The organism is Streptomyces niveiscabiei (assembly GCF_001419795.1).
GTDB classification, from domain to species: Bacteria; Actinomycetota; Actinomycetes; order Streptomycetales; family Streptomycetaceae; genus Streptomyces; species Streptomyces niveiscabiei.
This window is the reverse complement of the sequence record NZ_LIRL01000051.1, coordinates 1-16,288: the sequence shown is the minus strand read 5'-3', so window position 1 is coordinate 16,288 and position 16,288 is coordinate 1. Positions and strand designations below refer to the sequence as shown.

General features: G+C 72.3%; 14 protein-coding genes and 1 pseudogene. 6 read left to right on the top strand and 9 right to left on the bottom strand.

What is annotated here, in order from left to right:
- Positions 1-163 precede the first annotated feature (163 nt).
- From AOK24_RS03310 to AOK24_RS03285, 6 genes are all read left to right on the top strand, one after another.
- On the top strand, positions 164-1,684 hold the full coding sequence (locus AOK24_RS03310) for a gamma-aminobutyraldehyde dehydrogenase (protein ID WP_055718534.1): 1,521 nt from the start codon (positions 164-166) through the stop codon (positions 1,682-1,684).
- A gap of 36 nt (positions 1,685-1,720) precedes the next feature.
- Positions 1,721-2,971: a polyamine ABC transporter substrate-binding protein gene (locus tag AOK24_RS03305; protein ID WP_055718533.1), complete on the top strand. Its 1,251-nt coding sequence runs from the start codon at positions 1,721-1,723 to the stop codon at positions 2,969-2,971.
- Between the two features lie 5 nt (positions 2,972-2,976).
- Entirely contained in the window at positions 2,977-4,119 is a 1,143-nt protein-coding gene (locus AOK24_RS03300; protein WP_206191135.1) for an ABC transporter ATP-binding protein, read from the top strand.
- The gene (locus AOK24_RS03295; protein ID WP_107103886.1) at positions 4,119-5,051 is read left to right on the top strand and encodes an ABC transporter permease; all 933 of its coding nucleotides are present in this window, start codon (positions 4,119-4,121) and stop codon (positions 5,049-5,051) included. Before AOK24_RS03300 ends, AOK24_RS03295 begins: the two co-directional genes overlap by 1 nt.
- Entirely contained in the window at positions 5,052-5,843 is a 792-nt protein-coding gene (locus AOK24_RS03290; RefSeq protein WP_055718531.1) for an ABC transporter permease, read from the top strand. It begins immediately after the preceding gene.
- A 301-nt stretch (positions 5,844-6,144) separates the two neighbouring features.
- Positions 6,145-6,597, top strand: a complete 453-nt coding sequence (locus AOK24_RS03285; protein ID WP_055718530.1) for a bifunctional DNA primase/polymerase — start codon at positions 6,145-6,147, stop codon at positions 6,595-6,597.
- Positions 6,598-6,715: 118 nt separating this feature from the next.
- Here AOK24_RS03285 and AOK24_RS03280 read toward each other — a convergent pair whose 3' ends face one another.
- From AOK24_RS03280 to AOK24_RS03240, 9 genes and pseudogenes are all read right to left on the bottom strand, one after another.
- Positions 6,716-8,311, bottom strand: a complete 1,596-nt coding sequence (locus AOK24_RS03280) for a PucR family transcriptional regulator (protein ID WP_055718529.1) — start codon at positions 8,309-8,311, stop codon at positions 6,716-6,718.
- An 80-nt stretch (positions 8,312-8,391) separates the two neighbouring features.
- Positions 8,392-9,480, bottom strand: a complete 1,089-nt coding sequence (locus AOK24_RS03275; RefSeq protein WP_055718528.1) for a cytochrome P450 family protein — start codon at positions 9,478-9,480, stop codon at positions 8,392-8,394.
- A gap of 13 nt (positions 9,481-9,493) precedes the next feature.
- Positions 9,494-10,342, bottom strand: coding sequence for an SAM-dependent methyltransferase (locus tag AOK24_RS03270; protein ID WP_055718527.1), 849 nt, complete (start codon positions 10,340-10,342; stop codon positions 9,494-9,496).
- Positions 10,339-11,970, bottom strand: a complete 1,632-nt coding sequence (locus tag AOK24_RS03265) for an AMP-binding protein (protein WP_055718526.1) — start codon at positions 11,968-11,970, stop codon at positions 10,339-10,341. The genes AOK24_RS03270 and AOK24_RS03265 overlap by 4 nt, the downstream gene beginning before the upstream one ends.
- Entirely contained in the window at positions 11,967-12,236 is a 270-nt protein-coding gene (locus AOK24_RS03260) for an acyl carrier protein (RefSeq protein WP_055718525.1), read from the bottom strand. The genes AOK24_RS03265 and AOK24_RS03260 overlap by 4 nt, the downstream gene beginning before the upstream one ends.
- A gap of 30 nt (positions 12,237-12,266) precedes the next feature.
- Entirely contained in the window at positions 12,267-13,466 is a 1,200-nt protein-coding gene (locus tag AOK24_RS03255; protein WP_055718524.1) for a ferritin-like domain-containing protein, read from the bottom strand.
- Between the two features lie 53 nt (positions 13,467-13,519).
- A complete protein-coding gene (locus tag AOK24_RS03250) occupies positions 13,520-14,767 on the bottom strand; it encodes a cytochrome P450 family protein (RefSeq protein WP_055718523.1) in 1,248 nt (415 codons plus the stop codon).
- Between the two features lies 1 nt (position 14,768).
- Complete coding sequence (locus AOK24_RS03245; protein ID WP_055718522.1) at positions 14,769-15,617, bottom strand: alpha/beta fold hydrolase; 849 nt, start codon at positions 15,615-15,617, stop codon at positions 14,769-14,771.
- Between the two features lie 71 nt (positions 15,618-15,688).
- Positions 15,689-16,288, bottom strand: a pseudogene (locus AOK24_RS03240) (ATP/GTP-binding protein); the annotation flags it as partial.

Genomic DNA, 16,288 nt, shown 5'->3' with positions numbered 1-16,288 from the left:
ACCCCCACCCACCCCCTCGACAGATTCCGTCGCGTAACCAAAAGGCAACAACGGAATCACTTGTTGGTACACCACACCTCTGTCAGGATCGGCACTCAAATCCGACCAGAGCTACGCCCCCGAGTCGAACACCGAGACAGGGGCGAAGACGGAGGAACACGGCATGCGAGACACTCCACCCGAGCTGGAACGTTTCTCCCAGGGTGCCCAGTACATCGCAGGCCGCCTCACCCCAGGCACCTCCGCCACGCCCCACACGATCATCGACCCGGCGACGAACACCCCGGTCCTGACCTACACCCCGGCCGCGGCGCAGGACGTCGACGAGGCGGTGGCCGCGGCGCGGGCCGCGTTCCCCGGATGGGCCGGTGCCACTCCCGCGGAGCGGTCGGACGCGTTGTACCGCCTCGCGGAGACTCTCGCGGACCGTGCGGAGCACCTCGCGCGGGCGGAGTCGCTCCAGTGCGGCAAACCCCTGCGGCTGACGCGGGAGTTCGACGTGCCCGGCACGATCGACAACACGGCGTACTTCGCGGGCGCGGCCCGCCACTTGCAGGGCCAGTCGGCGGGGGAGTACTCGGCGGACCACACGTCGTACGTGCGCAGGGAGCCGATCGGCGTGGTCGGCTCGATCGCGCCCTGGAACTACCCCCTCCAGATGGCCGCGTGGAAGATCCTCCCGGCGATCGCGGCGGGCAACACGATCGTGCTGAAGCCCTCGGAGCTGACGCCCCTGACGGCGCTGATGTTCGCGCAGGCGGCGACGGACGCGGGCATCCCGGACGGCGTGGTGAACGTCGTCAGCGGCACGGGAGCCGAGGCGGGGGAGCACCTCGTGGCGCACCCGGACGTCGCGATGACGTCGTTCACGGGCTCGACGGCCGTGGGCAAGCACATCGCGCGGGTCGCGTCGGAGACGGTCAAGCGGGTCCACCTGGAACTCGGCGGAAAGGCCCCGTTCGTCGTGCACGACGACGCCGACCTGGAGGCCGCGGCGAACGGCGCCGTCGCGGGCGCGCTGATCAACGCCGGCCAGGACTGTACGGCGGCCACGCGCGCGTACGTACAGAGGCCGCTCTACGACGCGTTCGTGGAGCGGACGGCGGCGCTGATGGAGAGTGTCCGGCTCGGGGACCCCTTCGTGGACGGCACGGACCTCGGCCCGCTCATCACGCGCGCGCACCGGGACCGGGTCGCGGGTTTCGTCGACCGCGCGCGTGCGTACGCGCGGGTGGTCACCGGAGGGGCCTGCCCGAAGGACAGGGACGGCGCGTACTATCTCCCCACCCTGATCGCGGACGCCCCGCAGGACAGCGAGATCGTCCGGTCCGAGATCTTCGGCCCCGTCCTGGTGGCGCTGCCCTTCGACGGCGACGACGAGGGCATCGGGCTCGCGAACGACACCCCGTACGGTCTCGCGGCGTCCGTGTGGACCCGGGACGTGTTCCGGGCGAACAGGGCCACCAGGGAGCTGCGCGCGGGGTGCGTGTGGGTCAACGACCACATCCCGATCGTCAGCGAGATGCCGCACGGGGGGTACCGGCAGTCGGGCTACGGCAAGGACATGTCACCGTACTCGTTCGAGGAGTACACCCAGATCAAGCACGTCATGTTCGACAACACGGCGGCGGCCCGCAAACCCTGGCACCGCACGGTGTTCACAGGTGGCCCGGAAAGCCGCTGAGTCGACCGTCGTCCGTCCGGAAGGGGCAGCACGCGCATGGAGCAGTACGAGCCCGACGACCGCCTGTCACCGGCCCAGCTCGCGGCCATGAGGCGCAGCCTGCGCAGCGGCCGGGCCGCGCTGACCCGGCGCTCGCTGCTGCGCGCCTCGACGGGCGGCGCGCTGGGGCTTGCCGGTCTCGGGACGCTGAGCGCCTGCGGCATCCCGGCCGCCGGGAAGACCGAGGGCGGCACGTCCGCCGACGACCGCTCGGCGAAGGAGAAGACCGTCAACTTCTCCAACTGGACCGAGTACATGGACGTCGACGACAGCGGGAAACGACACCCCACGCTCGACGCGTTCACCCGGCGCACCGGGATATCCGTCCGGTACACCGAGGACATCAACGACAACAGCGAGTTCTTCGGCAAGATCAAGCCGCAGCTCGCCGCGGGCCAGGACACCGGCCGCGATCTGATCGTCCTCACCGACTGGCTCGCCGCGCGCCTGATCCGCCTGGGGTGGGTCCAGAAACTGGACGCGTCCCACCTGCCGCACGCCTTCGCCAACCTGTCCGCGCAGTTCCGCACCCCCGACTGGGACCCGGGACGGGCGTACTCGTACCCCTGGCAGGGCATCTCGGCGGTCATCGCGTTCAACAAGAAGGCGCTCGACGGCGTCGAGGTGAGATCGGTGTCCGACCTCCTCGACAACCGCAAGCTGAAGGGCAAGGTCGGCTTCCTCACGGAGATGCGCGACAGCGTCGGCATGACCCTGCTGGACATGGGCAAGGACCCGGCGAGGTTCACGGCGGACGACTACGACGCGGCCATCGCGCGCCTCCAGAGGGGCGTCGACAACGGCCAGATCCGCCGCTTCACCGGCAACGACTACACCGCCGACCTCACCAAGGGCGACCTGGCCGCGTGCATCGCGTGGGCGGGGGACGTCGTCCAGCTGAAGGCGGACAGCCCGGACGTCGATTTCGTCATCCCCGACAGCGGCTACATGACGTCCAGCGACAACCTGCTGATCCCCAACAAGGCGCGCCACAAGACGAACGCCGAACGGCTCATCGACTACTACTACGAGCCCGGACCGGCCGCCCAACTCGCCGCGTACATCAACTACGTCTGCCCCGTGGACGGCGTCAAGGACGCGCTGGCGAAGATCGACCCGGACGCGGCGGACAATCCGCTGATCATCCCGGACAAGGCGATGCAGGCCAAGTCGCACTCCTTCCGCTCGCTGAGCGCGAGCGAGGAGACCGCATTCGAAGCGAAGTTCGCGAAGCTCACTGGGGCGTGACGACGATGACAGACAACAGCGGCGACGTCCGCCTCTCCGGCATAGGCAAGACGTACGGCGCGTTCACCGCCGTGCACCCGCTCGACCTGACCGTCCCGCAGGGCTCGTTCTTCGCGCTCCTCGGGGCGTCCGGCTGCGGCAAGACGACGACCCTCAGGATGATCGCGGGCCTGGAGGAGCCGACCAGCGGCACCGTCCGCCTCGGCGACCAGGACGTCACCCGCCTGCCGCCCCACAAGCGGCCCGTGAACACGGTCTTCCAGTCGTACGCGCTCTTCCCGCACCTCGACATCTACGAAAACGTCGCATTCGGCCTCAGACGGCGCGGGATCAAGAGCGTGAAGAAAATGGTCGACGACATGCTGGAACTCGTCCAGCTGGGCGAGCAGGCCCGTAAACGGCCCCACCAGCTCTCCGGCGGCCAGCAGCAGCGCGTCGCCGTCGCCCGCGCCCTCATCAACCACCCCAAGGTGCTCCTCCTCGACGAACCCCTCGGCGCCCTCGACCTGAAGCTGCGCCGCCAGATGCAGCTGGAGCTCAAGCGCATCCAGACCGAGGTCGGCATCACCTTCGTGCACGTCACGCACGACCAGGAGGAGGCCATGACGATGGCCGACACGGTCGCCGTGATGAACGCGGGCCGCGTCGAACAGCTCGGCTCCCCGGCCGACCTGTACGAGAACCCGCGCACGACGTTCGTCGCGAACTTCCTCGGCACCTCCAACCTCATCGAGGCCGAGGTCGACACCAAGAACGGCGACGACATCGTCCTCAAGGCCGAGGACGGGCGCCTCGTCCTGCCCGCGTCCCGCTGCCCCGCCCCGGCCACGCCCGGCGGCCGGCTCCTTGTCGGCGTCCGCCCCGAGAAAGTCGCCCTCGCGCACGCGCACGAGGCGTCGACCGTCCCGGAGGGCCGCAACCGGCTGCGCGGGACGATCGCCGACGCAAGCTTCATCGGCGTGTCGACGCAGTACGTGATCCGTACGGGCGTCTGCCCCGAGTTCGCGGTGTACGTCCAGAACGTCGACCGGGACGAGCGCCTGGCACCCGGCGCCGAAGTCGTCCTGCACTGGGCACCCGCGCACACCTTCGGGCTCGACGCCTCCCAGGACATCGACGCCGGCACGCAGGAAGAGGCGGTCGTCTGATGGCGGCCACCCTCACCGAACCGGCACCCGCCCCCGAGCCCGAAACCGAGGCTCCCGCGCGCGTGCGCAGAAGAGGCCGCTGGACGCCGTACTGGCTGCTGCTGCCCGGCATCCTGTGGCTGCTCGTGTTCTTCGCGCTGCCGATGATCTACCAGGCGTCGACCTCCGTGCAGACGGGCTCCCTGGAGGAGGGCTACAAGGTCACCTGGCATTTCGCGACCTACTGGGACGCCCTCCAGGAGTACTGGCCGCAGTTCCTGCGCTCGGTCCTGTACGCCGCCGCCGCGACCGTCCTGTGCCTGGTCCTCGGCTACCCGCTGGCCTACCTGATCGCGTTCCGCGCGGGCCGCTGGCGCAACCTGATCATGATCCTGGTGATCGCCCCGTTCTTCACCAGCTTCCTGATCCGCACGCTCGCCTGGAAGACGATCCTCGCGGACGGCGGCCCCGTCGTCGGCGCCCTCGACACCCTGCACGTCCTGGACGTCACCGCCTGGCTCGGCTGGACGGCGGGCGACCGCGTCCTCGCGACGCCTCTCGCGGTCGTGTGCGGGCTGACGTACAACTTCCTGCCGTTCATGATCCTGCCGCTCTACACGTCCCTGGAGCGCATCGACGGACGCCTCCACGAGGCCGCCGGTGACCTGTACGCGCGCCCGTGGACGACGTTCCGGAAGGTCACCTTCCCCCTGTCGATGCCGGGGGTCGTCTCCGGGACGCTGCTGACGTTCATCCCGGCGTCCGGCGACTACGTCAACGCCGAACTCCTCGGCTCGACCGACACCCGCATGATCGGGAACGTCATCCAGACGCAGTTCCTGCGCGTCCTGGACTATCCGACGGCCGCCGCGCTGAGTTTCCTCCTCATGGCCGCGATCCTCTTCATGGTCACGTTCTACATCCGCCGTTCCGGGACGGAGGACCTCGTCTAGATGTCCTGGCTCAAACGTCATCTCGTCGTCATCGCCGGATTGTGCACCCTGGCCTATCTGCTGCTGCCGAACGTCGTCGTCACGGTCTTCTCCTTCAACAAACCCAGAGGCCGTTTCAATTACGAGTGGCAGAACTTCTCCCTCGACGCGTGGAAAGACCCGTGCGGTGTCGCCGGAATGTGCGGATCGCTCTCCACGAGCCTCCAGATCGCGTTCTGGGCGACCCTCGGGGCGACCGTCCTCGGCACGCTGATCGCCTTCGCGCTGGTCCGCTACCGGTTCCGCGCACGGGGCGCCGTCAACTCGCTGATCTTCCTGCCCATGGCGATGCCGGAGGTCGTCATGGCGGCCTCACTGCTCACCCTGTTCCTCAACATGGGCGCCCAGCTCGGCTTCTGGACGATTCTCATCGCCCACATCATGTTCTGCCTGAGTTTCGTCGTGACGGCCGTCAAAGCACGTGTCATGTCGATGGACCCGCGCCTCGAAGAAGCCGCCCGCGACCTCTACGCCGGACCGGTGCAGACATTTCTGCGCGTCACTCTTCCCATTGCCGCCCCGGGAATCGCGGCGGGCGCGATGCTCGCCTTCGCGCTCTCCTTCGACGATTTCATCATCACGAATTTCAACGCCGGTTCGACCGTCACGTTCCCCATGTTCGTCTGGGGTTCCGCACAGCGCGGAACGCCCGTCCAGATCAACGTCATCGGCACGGCGATGTTCCTCGTCGCCGTCCTCCTCGTGCTGGTCTCCATGGCCGTCGGCAGACGCCGTAGCAGGCACCGGGTTTGACGTCCACGCGATCCGGGTAGGGCCGTCGCCGCTTCTGCGCCGACTTCGGTACGGCCCCTCCCGCGCGCGTGGCGTACGGCACCGGACCCGGCGGGTCCGCGCCCGGCCCTCCCGCCAGGGAGCGCGCCGAACAGGCCGGGGTCGTGCTCACCGGCGCGCGCGGGAGCGGACGGCGGCGTGTGATCCGGTTCACTCCGGATAGGTCCCCGAACCCGCGTAATGCTCACCGGGAAACCTCCCTCTCTTCCTCGTGACGCCACCGCGTCGACGACGGAACACGACAGAAAGGGAGGTCTTCTCGATGACTGGGGCCAAGACTGCGGTCGAATGGCTGGCATCCGTCGCACCCGACCCGGACGCCTGCCGGTGGGAGTGGGAGCGCAACCCCCTCGGGGTCGCGCTGCTGCCCGCCGGGCGCGCCTGGGACGTGCTGATCCTGCCGGGCGAACTCGGCCGTCCGACCCTCGACATCCTCACCCGCATCCTCGACCGGACCGGCCCGGTGCTGGTCGACTTCGGCGACAACCGCATGGGCTTCTTCGTGCCGCCGGGCACGGCCGCGCGCTGGCTCGGCACCGGGATCCGCAGCGCCGGGAACGGCACCTGGATCGTCGTCCCGTACCCGGGCCGCTCCACCGGTGCCGTCCGCTGGCTCGTGCCACCGGACGGTACCGGCACGCTGAACGACCCCGCGCTCCTCGAACTCGCCATGCACGAGGCCGCCGCCGGGCTCGCGGCGGGGGAGGACGGGTGATCACGGGCTGACCGGTCCGCGAGCACACCTCCGCGTCCCCCATTCCGGGGAGGGTGCCCGCGCGTGAACACGCTCGTCGGCCGCCCGTGCGGCCGACACGGTCGTCACCCCAACACCCCTACGAGCCAGCGGTCGCCTTGAGCGCCAGCCACAGCTCCATCCGCACGTCCGGGTCGTCCAAGGAGCGGCCCAGGATCTCCTCCACGCGGCGCATCCGGTAGCGCAGCGTGTGCCGGTGCACTCCGAGATCGGCGGCGGCCGCGTCCCACTGGCCGTGCCGGGAGAGCCACGCGCGCAGCGAGGCGACCAGGTCCCCCCGGCCCGTCGCGTCGTGCTCGTGCAGCGCCCGCAGGAGACCGTCCGAGAACGCCCGCACGGCGTCGTCCGCGAGGAGCGGCAGCACCGACCCCGCCGCCAGCTGGTCGTGCTCCACGAAGGCCCTGCCCCGGCGCCTGGCGACCGAGAGGGCCTGCTCGGCCTGCTTGCGGCCCACCGCGGCCGTACTGGGCCCCGCCGGACCCGACAGGCCGATGAGCAGGTCGGGGCCCTCCGTCGACCGGTCCGCCTCCACCTCCGCCGCGTACTCCACCGTCTCCGCGAGCACCCCGCCGCCGTCCACCGCGACGACCACGAGCCGCTCGCCCTCCGGGACGGCGAGGACCGGCTCGGCCACGCGGGCCGCCACCGACTCCAGGGCCTCAGCGAACTCCGCCAGCGGCCCTTCGTCGTCCGCCGCGCGTGCGCGGGACGACGATGCGGCGACCGGCACGCGCGCGCCGGGCCCCGGTTCCGCGACGAGCACCCGGAACGGCGCGTCCAGCAGACCGGCGTACAGATCGCCCGCCACCGCGCGCGCGTGGTCCGGTTCGCCCGCGAGGAGCATCCGCAGGACCGCAGCGCCGATGCGCTGCTCGGCCGCGCGCAGGGAACGGGAGCGTTCCGTCGTCAGGGTGAGCAGGGCGATCGCCGAGTGGACGGCGTACCGCTCGGCCGTGCCCGGGGCGGTGGCCGTGCCGACGGCGAGCGCCGCGCGCGGGCGGCGGCCGGTGCCCAGGGAGTGCAGCTCCACCCGGTCCTCGCCGTCGATCACCGAGGACACCGGGGCGGGGCGCTCGCGCAGGCGCGCGACGTCCACCGTGAGGCGGGCCGCCCTGCGCCACGCCCACTCCGGGGCCGCCGCGACGACCCCGCCCGACGCGTCGTACAGGGCCGCCCAGCCGTCCACGTGGGCCGCCAGCGCCGTCAGCAGGCCCTCGGGGCCCGCGGTGAGGGTCTGGCGCGTCAGCTCGCGCTGGGCCGCGAAGCCGTCCGTCACCGCCCGGTACTGGTCCGCCGCGATCGCCGCGGAGACGGCCTTGCTGATCGCGATGAACGGCGTCCTGCGCGGCACTTCGAGCAGCGGCAGCCCCTCCGCGCGGGCCGCCTCCACGAGCGCCTGGGGGACGTCCTCGTAGTTGACGCCCACCGCGAACCCCAGCCCCACCACACCCGCCTCCACCAGCCGCCGTACGTACCGGCGCATCGCCGCCGGGTCCTCGGCGTCCAGCTTCAGCGCCGTGATCAGCAGCAGCTCCCCGCCCTCCATGTACTCCACCGGGTCCGGCAGCTCGCTCACATGCGTCCACCGCACCGGCACGCCGAGCTTGTCCTCGCCCGCGCGCACGACGAGCTTCAGCGCGGAGTGGTGGACGAGGGAGGCCAGGGTGGGGGGCATGGTGCCTTCAGACGCGAGGAGGTCGGGAGCAGTGCCGATTGTGCCTCAGCGACACGCCTGCGCGGCCCCTGGAGGCGCGCTCACCACTCGACGAGCAGCCGGGACAGGCCGCGCGTCGCCAGGCCCTCGTGCCACACCACGGCGTCCTGTCGGGGCGACAGGCGCAGGGCGGGGAAGCGGTGTCGCAGGCGAGCCAGGGCCGTTCTCAGCTGGAGGACGACCAGCGGGGCGCCCGGGCAGCGGTGGGGGCCGTGCCCGAACGTGAGGTGCGGGGCCTGGCGGGCGTCCTGGTTGCAGTGCAGCAGCGAGACGACGACGGCCTCCCCTCGGCGTACCGCCGTATCGCCCAGGACGAGGTCCTCGACGGCCACCCGGGGGAAGCTCAGGGGCGTCGACGGCGACCGGCGGAGCGACTCCTCCCACGAGCCGCCCCCGGTGAGCAGGTCGAGCACCGCCAGGCCCAGCTGGTGCGCGGTCGTCTCGTACCCGGCCATGAGCAGGGCCAGCCCGAGGTTGACCGACTCGGTGCGGGAGACCTCCCCCGCCTCCTCGGCCCGCACCAGCGCGCTCAGCAGGTCAGGCCCGGGCGCCGCGCTCTTCGCGGCGAGCAGCGCGGACATGTACCTGGCGAGCGTCAGGACGTGGCGGCCCCTGCCGCGCACCCCCTGAGGCGTCATCCCGAACAGCGCCCGCACCGCGCCCTCGAACACCGGCCGGTCCGCGACGGGTACGCCGAGCAGGGCGCCCAGCGCGACCATCGGCAGCGGCGAGGCGTACCCGCCGATCAGGTCGGCGCCCGGCCCCGCCGCCTCCATCCGGTCCAGCAGGCTGTCGGCGGCCTCCTCGACCACCGGCCCCCGCGCGGCGACCCGGGGGCCGGTGAACGCCCCCGCGGCGATCCGGCGCAGCCGGGCGTGGTCGGCGCCGTCCAGGCTCATGACCGAGTTGGGCGAGAGGTCGACGGACCCCCACTTCGGGGCGTCCGGGCGGGCGGCGGCGGCCCTGCTGAGGCGCGGGTCGGCGAGCGCGGCACGCCCCACGGCGTGGTCGGTGACCAGCCACATGGGGTCGCCGGTGGGCATCCGCACGCGCGCGACGGCCCCGCACGGGGTCGCCGCGAGGAAGGGCGGCAGGGGGCCGATCCCGCGAGGGTCGAAGACGCCGGGCATGGTGGCGGGCTCCTCAGCTGCCCGGACCGGGCGCGTCGGGCAGCCGTACGTGGGCCGCGTACTGCGTCGGCCCGCTGATCCGGACCCCGCCCGACCGGACGAGGTCCTTGAGGCGCTGCGGCAGGCCGTCGTCGAAGCGGACGCCGTCCGGCACCGGGACACCGGCCGCCCGCATCGGCCACTCGATCTCGCGGCAGGTGGTGCTGAGCCAGTCGAGGACCGCCGACCCGCCGGGGCCCGCCGCCGGAGTCCAGGTGATCACCTCCGGGCCCGGAAGACCGGCGTCGAGGAACGTCCGGGTGAGGCGGGGCCCGAAGTCGGGGACGGCGCCCGCCGCCCGGAAAGGGGCGGGCCACAGCGCGTAGTACCGGTCCCACTCCGGCAGCGGCGGCTCGGACGGCGACGTGTTCGTGAAGTCCATCTCGTGCAGGACGACGACGCCGCCCGGCTTCAGCAGGGAGGCCAGCCGGCGCAGCACCGACGCGGGATCGGGCAGGTACATGAGGATGTACCGGCCGACCAGGACGTCGAACGTCTCCGGCCATGTGAAGTCGCCGAGGTCGGCGGCCTCGTACCGCACCGAGCCCGTCAGACCCGCCTCTCGCGCGCGGGCGCGGGCGTCGCGGACGCTCCCGGGGTCGCGCTCGACCCCCACGACGCGCCCGGCCGGCCCGACCAGCCGGGCCGCCAGCAGGGCGACGTCGCCCGGCCCCGAGCCGATGTCCAGGACGCTCGCCCCCGGCCGCACCCCGGCCGCGCGCAGGGCCCGCTCGGTGAACGGCGAGACCGCCGCGTCCTGAAGCGCGAGCCGCCGCCGCTCGCTCTCGGAGTGCCCGAGCAGGTAGGCGCCGCCGCGCGTCACGAGATGACCCCCAGGGTGCGCTTCTCCAGGGACGCGGGACGGCGTATCGCCTTGCCGCTCGACGTACGGGCGATGCCGCCCCGGCGTACGAACACGATCTCGTCCGGCGTAATACCCAACTCGGCCATCACACGCGCGCGGATACGGCCCGTCGCGTCACGGCGGCTCGCCGCGTCCCGCCGCGTCGTCTCGACGACGAGCCCGAGTCTGCCGCCCTCGTCGGTCCGGATCTGCTCGGCCAACACGCCGTGGACCGAGATCCCGGGCGTGTCGCGTACGACGGCCTCGATGTCGCTCGCCCAGTGGTTCGCGCCGAACACGATGATCACCTCCTTCGTGCGGCCCACGACGTACAGCTCGCCGTCGTGCCGCAGCCCCAGGTCGCCGGTCGCCACCCAGCCGCCCGGCAGCAGCAGGCGACGGCTCTCCTGCGGGGCCCGGTCGTACCCGGTGGCGGTGACGGACGCCCCCCTGACCTCGACGGCCCCGACCGTGCCGTCCTCGGCGGGCGCGCCGTCCGCCGCGGTGAGCCGGATCTCCGTACCCAGCACCGGCGTTCCCACACCGACCAGTTCGCGGTACGGCCCGGCGCCGGGCGGCACCGGCACGTACCGGCCCCGGTGGAGCTCGTCCCGGTCGGCGCGCAGCACCTTCGCCGGGCGGCCGACCGGGGGGAGGGTGACGGCCAGGGTCGCCTCCGCCAGCCCGTAGGCCGGCAGGAACACGTCCTTCGCGAGTCCGGCGGGGGCGAAGCGCCCGGTGAAGGCGTCCTGGAGGCGCCGGTCGACCGGCTCGGCGCCGTTCACCGCGATCCGCCAGCGCGACAGGTCGAGCCCGTCCGACGGCCGTACGCCGCGCCGCAGGACGTACCGGTAGCCGGAGTCCGGGGCCATCGTGAACGTGGCGCCCAGCCGCCCCATGGCCGCGATCCACCCGTTCGGGTCCCGCAGGTAGTCCTCGGGCGTCAGCAGATGGATGCCGACGTCGTGCAGCAGCGGCGTCAGGAAGGAGCCGATCAGCCCCATGTCGTGGAAGAGCGGCAGCCAGGTGCAGCCGACGTCGGACGGGGTGAGCCGGGTCCCGTGGGCGATGGCGGCGACCCCGGCGGCCACGTTCCCGTGGCTCAGCACGACCCCCCGGGGCTCGCTGCTGGTGCCCGACGTGTACTGGACCACCGCCGGGTCCGACGCGGTCCGCGCGACGTACGCCGTCCCCGGCTCGGCCACCTCCGCCACCGGCAGTACGCCGATCTCCGGACCGAGTTCCGGGAGCAGTCCCGGCGCCGCCAGCACCGTACGCACGCGCGAGCGGCGCAGGGCCGCCGCCGTACGCCGTACGTACGCCTCGGACGACCCGAAGGGCACCGGACCCGGCAGCGGCACCGCGACCGCGCCCGCCGCGAGGACGCCGAAGAACGCGCGCGCGAAGTCCACCGACGTCGGCAGGACCAGCGCGACCCGCTCGCCGGGCTCCACCCCGCGCGACAGCAGCCCCGCCGCCACCCGCCCCGCCTCGGCGAAGAGATCCGTGTACGGCAGGAACTCGCCGTCCCGGCCCCGGCGCAGCACGTGCAGGCCCCGCCCGGACCGCCGCCCGGCGACCTCGCCGAGCGCAGCGAACAGGGTCACGGCATGGGCTCCGCGTCCGCGATCAGCCCGGAGACCGCCGCCACGAACTCCCGTACGGTGCTCGTCTCGAAGACGATGTGGTCCTCCACCTCGATGCCGTAGTGCTGCTCGATCTCCAGCACGATCTGGAGCGCGTGGATCGAGTCGAAGCGGGGCAGGGAGCGCAGGTCGGCGGCCACGTCCACCTCCTCGACGGGGACGCGCAGCTGCTCGGCGACGATGCGGCTGACGGTGTGTTCGATGTCGGTGACACGCAGCGGTGACATGGCGTGGAGGGGTCCTGTTCTGTGACGTGGTCAGGGTCGGCGGGGCAGGGCGCGGAGCTTGGCCTTGATGTCGCGGGGGGTCTCCAGCGAGTCGTCGTCCGCGAGGAGCCGCACGATCGACATCACCTTGGCGTCCGCCGAGTCCACCGAGTCGTGCTGGATCGTCTCGATGCGGCGGATGCCGGCCGAGGACGTGGAGTGCGGGTAGAACAGGCCCGCCGGATGCTTGACGCCGCCGCGCCGGTCCGCCAGCCAGATGTAGGCCATGCTCAGGGCGGCGGTCCGGGCGGCCGGGTCGCCGTCGCACAGCTCCCGCAGGAACACCGAGAACGCCCGGCAGTGCCGGGCCTCGTCGCGGGCCAGCAGGCGCCAGATCTTCCGGATCACCGGCTCCGGCGCGTGCGCCGCCAGCGCCTTGTACAGGGCGGAGGCGCGGGACTCCGAGATGACGTTCATCATGAGCGTCGCCGAGCGCACGTCGCCCTGCGGGTACGGCTCGCGCTTGTACAGCGCGTGCTTCGAACGGAGCTTGACGCCGATCCGGTCCAGGTAGCGGGCCTGGACCAGCGAGTGCCGGGACTCCTCCGCGCCCCACTGGAGCGCCCAGGACGAGAAGCTCGCCTCGCCCTGCCACTCCCGCAGGAAGTTGTGGGCGCCGGGCAGGGTGCCGAACTCGATGACGGCCGCCTCGGTGAGGAAGTCCACCGTCCGCTCGTCCAGCAGGCCGTGGTCGATGCGGTCCAGGTCCACCTCGGTCCAGTCCCAGCGGGTCGTCTCGAACCAGTCGAAGATCCGGTTGAACGTCATGTCGAGGTAGTAGTCGGTGTACAGGTCGTCCGCCATCAGCGCGCGGTGCGCCCGCAGGGCCAGTTCGACCGAGGCGGTCAGCCCGCCCGGCGCCACCGCCGACGGCCGCACGATGTCCTCGACGTCCAGCGCCTCCGCCCAGCCGGGCACCGGGCCCGCCGTACCGGGCTCGACGACGTACACGCGGGTCCGGTCGAACCGCGCGTGCGCGCGCAGGGCCCGCACGGAGGGCAGCGGCTCGGCGCCCGCGTCGATCCACACCGCCGCGAGGTCGGACGACGGGTCCAGCTCGTGCAGGTAGCGCTTCCAGTCGGCGTGCGCCGGGCGGTCCACGGCGACGTCGCCGAAGGCCGGGACGGTGAGTTCCTCGGCGGGGCGGGCGGCGGTGGTGGGGGCCAGCAGGGCGATTCTGGGCGTGGTCACGAGGAGCGTCCTCTCTGGTGGGCTGCCGCGTCGGCTCCGGCGGTCCGGCCGCGTCAGCGCGCCTCGCTGCTCGCGGCCGGGCCGAGGAGCACGGGCAGCTCCTCGATGCTGTTGCTGACGAACGACGGCACCGGCCGCACCGTCCAGGTGTCCGGCGGCGCCGCCCGGACCCCGGGGAAGCGGGTGAAGAACCCGGCCAGCGCCGTTTCCAGCTGGAGGCGCGCCAGGTGGATGCCGACGCAGAAGTGCGGGCCGTGCCCGAAGCCGAGGTGACCGGCCTGCCTGCGGCGGACGTCGAACCGGTCCGCGTCCGCCCCGTGATGCTCGGGGTCGCGGCCCGCCGAACCGAACGACGCGAGGACGGCCTCGCCCCGGCGGATCGTTTCCCCGCCCACCACGACGTCCTCGACCGGGTAGCGCATCGGGAACTGGTTCACCGCGCCGTTCCAGCGCATCGTCTCCTCGACCACCGCGCTCCACGGCACCTCCCCGGCGCGGGCGGCGGCGAGCTGCTCGGGGTGGGTGAGCAGGGCGTGGCAGGCGTTGACGAGGACGTTGATGACGCTCTGGTGGCCCGCGAAGAACATCAGCAGGATCATGCCGTGCAGCTCGCTGTCGCTGAGCCGGTCGTCCCCGGCCCTGCGCGCCGTCAGCAGCGCGCTGATCAGGTCGTCCCCGGGGGAGTCGCGGCGCTCCGCCACGATCTCCCGCAGCAGCGCCTCGATCCGCGCGTCGGTCTCCAGGACCTGTTCGGGGGTGTTGGTCGTCCGGGTCTGCATCCCGGTCAGCACGTGCAGCAGCCGCCGCTTGGGCCGCGGGACGCCCAGCAGGTCCGAGATGACGGCGGTCGGGATCGGGTAGGCGAACGCCTTGCGGAAGTCCACCGGCCGGTCCGCGGGCCGCGCGGCGAGCCGGTCGAGGAGCGTGTCCACGAGCCGCTCCACGCCCGGGCGCATGGCCTCCACCCGGGCCGGGGTCAGCGCCTGGTCGACCAGCCCGCGCAGCCGCCGGTGGTCGGCGCCGTGCGCGTTGATGACGCTGTCGGTCGAGACGAAGCCGATCAGCGGCCAGCCGTCCGGCACCTCGCCGCGCGCCGCCGCACCCCAGTGCGCGATCCCCTTGGCGAACCGGGGGTCCGTCAGCACCCGGCGCAGGTCGTCGTGGTGCGGAATCGCCCACGCCCGCACATCGCCGGGAAGCCGGACCGGTACGGCTCTCCCCGCCGCCCTCAGGCGCGCGTTCTCCGCGTGCTGATCCGAACCGTCCACGTCCAGTGCGAACGGGCATTCCGTCGAATCCACTTCACCCCTCCTGGGAAAGCGCGACGAGCCGGGATTCTTCCGCCGCCGAGAAGCGCGCCACGTCGGCGCCGAATTCTTCGTACGCGTGGAAAAGGAATCCGTGCCCGGTGCCGGGATAGATCTTCAGCGTGGAATGCGGCAGGTGTTCCGCGAGAACGGCGCTTTTCCCGGCGGCGACCATGACGTCCCCTTCGCCGTGGGCGACGAAGACCGGCTGGGTGATCGACGCGAGGTCCCGGACGGCCGACGGATCGGGCGCTCCCCAGGCCGCCGCCGCTTCCAGCTGCGCCCGCCAGGAGGGCTCGGCGACACCCGCGCTCGGGCCCGCCCGGCGGACGTACGCGACGCCCCGCGCGCGGCCCTCCGGAGTCGGCGGGAAGAACAGGTGGACCAGATCCTTGGCGCTGACCTGGTCTTTCGCGATGATCGAGCGGACCCGACCCCGCGCGGCGAGATCCTCGCCCGAACCGCGCGGGGAGGTTCCGGCGAGGATCAGGCGGCGCACGAGGTCCGGGCGGGCGCGCGCCAGGCTCTGGGCGACGTAGCCGCCGAGGGAGAAGCCGAGTACGTCGATCCCGGTCAGGCCCAGCGAATCCGCGAACGCGGCGATTCCGTCCGCCATGGCCGCGACCGTGGTCGGGGTCGTTCCGCCGGAGAGGCCGATGCCCCGGTTGTCCGCGACGATCACCTCACGGTCCGCCGCGAGCCTTTTCAACAGGGCCGGGTCCCACAGGCCGATATCGGCGCGGAAATGCGACAGCAGTAACAGGGGCGGGATTTTTCCGGGGCTGCTCAGCCGGACGTATGCGTAACGGCAATTGTCGGAGGAGAGGGCGAAGAGCTTTTCCATGAAAAACCCTTCGTCGCTCCGACAGGGCTGATAACAAAACGGTAATCCTGTCGGTGATCGTGTGTCAACGATCAGTATTGGACATCGACTTGACTCCGTCGCAGGTCCACCAGCATCGGCGGCGCGTGCTCGCCGGTCACGCTCGTCAGGGACAGCACCGCGTGGCCCGGCGGCACCTCGTGCGCGAGTTGCGACGCCGACCAGCGCTCCCGCTCGACCTGCCGGACGGTCACCGCGTCCGTGGTGACCGCCTTGCCGGTGACGAGTTTGCGCAGGGCGTGGATCGCGCGGGTCATCGGCTGGTCGGCGAAGACCGTGTGCTTGGCGACCTCGGTCGTCTCGACCCACTCCGTGCCCCACGTCTGGGCGAACCGGTTGCCGTCCCACGTCGTGACACCCGCGTACGCCATCCGGCACCCCACGGCGCCGTACAGCGGCCCGTGCAGGGCCTCCGGGACGTCCCCGACGCTCCGCAGCGCCAGCACCACGCCCGCGTCGCGCGACCGCAGGCGCTGGATGTGCCGCACCGACTCCGCGGTGACCGTCCCGGTCGCGTCGTCCAGCACGAGGCACGCGAAGTGCGCGCGCCGGGCTTCCCGCACGACCGCGTTGAACTGCGCGAGCACCAGGCGGGTGAGGATCCGCCCGGCTTCCTCGTGCCCGCGCGCGGG

Bases quoted from the DNA above. Each gene is read 5' to 3' on its own strand.
- AOK24_RS03310 (WP_055718534.1), top strand. From the start codon at position 164: ATGCGAGACACTCCACCCGAGCTGGAACGTTTCTCCCAGGGTGCCCAG.
- AOK24_RS03305 (WP_055718533.1), top strand. From the start codon at position 1,721: ATGGAGCAGTACGAGCCCGACGACCGCCTGTCACCGGCCCAGCTCGCG.
- AOK24_RS03300 (WP_206191135.1), top strand. From the start codon at position 2,977: ATGACAGACAACAGCGGCGACGTCCGCCTCTCCGGCATAGGCAAGACG.
- AOK24_RS03295 (WP_107103886.1), top strand. From the start codon at position 4,119: ATGGCGGCCACCCTCACCGAACCGGCACCCGCCCCCGAGCCCGAAACC.
- AOK24_RS03290 (WP_055718531.1), top strand. From the start codon at position 5,052: ATGTCCTGGCTCAAACGTCATCTCGTCGTCATCGCCGGATTGTGCACC.
- AOK24_RS03285 (WP_055718530.1), top strand. From the start codon at position 6,145: ATGACTGGGGCCAAGACTGCGGTCGAATGGCTGGCATCCGTCGCACCC.
- AOK24_RS03280 (WP_055718529.1), bottom strand. From the start codon at position 8,311: ATGCCCCCCACCCTGGCCTCCCTCGTCCACCACTCCGCGCTGAAGCTC.
- AOK24_RS03275 (WP_055718528.1), bottom strand. From the start codon at position 9,480: ATGCCCGGCGTCTTCGACCCTCGCGGGATCGGCCCCCTGCCGCCCTTC.
- AOK24_RS03260 (WP_055718525.1), bottom strand. From the start codon at position 12,236: ATGTCACCGCTGCGTGTCACCGACATCGAACACACCGTCAGCCGCATC.
- AOK24_RS03245 (WP_055718522.1), bottom strand. From the start codon at position 15,617: ATGGAAAAGCTCTTCGCCCTCTCCTCCGACAATTGCCGTTACGCATAC.